Origin of the sequence: Pseudomonas sp. D8002 (assembly GCF_013385695.1) — a bacterium.
Taxonomy (GTDB): domain Bacteria; phylum Pseudomonadota; class Gammaproteobacteria; order Pseudomonadales; family Pseudomonadaceae; genus Aquipseudomonas.
On the sequence record NZ_JACAPM010000074.1, the window covers coordinates 1 to 1,675 of the forward strand.

The following is a 1,675-nucleotide window of genomic DNA, read 5'->3' on the forward strand; positions in this document are numbered from 1 at the left end:
CGAGTTGGCAACAACCTTGCATATGCTTGTATGTACAAGTAAAGATGTGTGCGTAAGAGTCCATGAACTTCCTCTTCGCACCCATCAATGTTCGCGCATTGATCGTTGAGGATTTTTTTGTGACCAAGCCTACCCAATACCGTGACGTTGAAATCCGTGCCGCACGCGGCAACACGCTGACCGCCAAAAGCTGGCTGACTGAAGCGCCGCTGCGCATGTTGATGAACAACCTCGACCCGCAGGTTGCCGAAAATCCGAAAGAACTGGTGGTGTACGGCGGCATCGGCCGTGCGGCACGTAACTGGGAATGCTACGACAAGATCGTCGAAAGCCTGACCAACCTCAACGACGACGAAACCCTGCTGGTGCAATCCGGCAAACCCGTCGGCGTGTTCAAGACCCACAGCAACGCCCCGCGCGTGCTGATCGCCAACTCCAACCTGGTGCCGCACTGGGCGAGCTGGGAGCATTTCAACGAACTGGATGCCAAGGGCCTGGCCATGTACGGCCAGATGACCGCCGGCAGCTGGATCTACATCGGCAGCCAGGGCATCGTGCAGGGCACCTACGAAACCTTCGTCGAAGCCGGTCGCCAGCACTACAACGATGACCTCAAGGGCCGTTGGGTCCTGACCGCCGGCCTCGGCGGCATGGGCGGCGCCCAGCCACTGGCCGCGACCCTGGCCGGTGCCTGCTCGCTGAACATCGAATGCCAGCAGGTCAGCATCGACTTCCGCCTGAGCAGCCGCTACGTCGACGAACAAGCCACCGACCTCGACGACGCCCTGGCGCGCATCGACAAATACACCAAGGCCGGCCAGGCGATCTCCATCGCGTTGCTGGGCAACGCCGCTGAAATCCTTCCGGAACTGGTCAAGCGTGGCGTACGCCCGGACATGGTCACCGACCAGACCAGCGCCCACGACCCGCTCAACGGCTACCTGCCCGCCGGCTGGACCTGGGACGAATACCGCGCCCGCGCCAAGACCGAACCGGCCGAAGTGATCAAGGCCGCCAAGCAGTCGATGGCCGTGCACGTCAAGGCCATGCTCGAGTTCCAGAAACAAGGCATCCCGACGTTCGACTACGGCAACAACATCCGTCAGATGGCGCAAGAAGTGGGCGTGGAAAACGCCTTCGACTTCCCGGGTTTCGTCCCGGCCTACATCCGTCCGCTGTTCTGCCGTGGCATCGGCCCGTTCCGTTGGGCTGCGCTGTCGGGCGACCCGCAAGACATCTACAAGACCGACGCCAAAGTCAAAGAGCTGATCCCGGACGACGCGCACCTGCACAACTGGCTGGACATGGCCCGCGAGCGCATCAGCTTCCAGGGCCTGCCGGCGCGTATCTGCTGGGTTGGCCTGGGCCAGCGCGCCAAGCTCGGCCTGGCATTCAACGAAATGGTGCGCAGCGGCGAGCTGTCGGCACCCATCGTGATCGGCCGCGACCACCTGGACTCCGGCTCGGTGGCGAGCCCCAACCGTGAAACCGAATCGATGCAGGACGGCTCCGACGCCGTGTCCGACTGGCCACTGCTCAACGCCTTGCTCAACACCGCCAGCGGCGCGACCTGGGTTTCGTTGCACCACGGCGGCGGCGTCGGCATGGGCTTCTCCCAGCACTCGGGCATGGTGATTGTCTGCGACGGTACCGACGAAGCCGCCGAGCGTATCGC

The 1,675-nt window shown here is 63.0% G+C and carries 1 protein-coding gene; it reads left to right on the forward strand.

Annotated features, from left to right (window positions below; all coding sequences use genetic code 11):
• Positions 1-119 precede the first annotated feature (119 nt).
• A partial coding sequence (hutU, locus tag HX807_RS31225; RefSeq protein WP_177010131.1) for a urocanate hydratase occupies positions 120-1,675 on the forward strand: 1,556 nt, incomplete at its 3' end.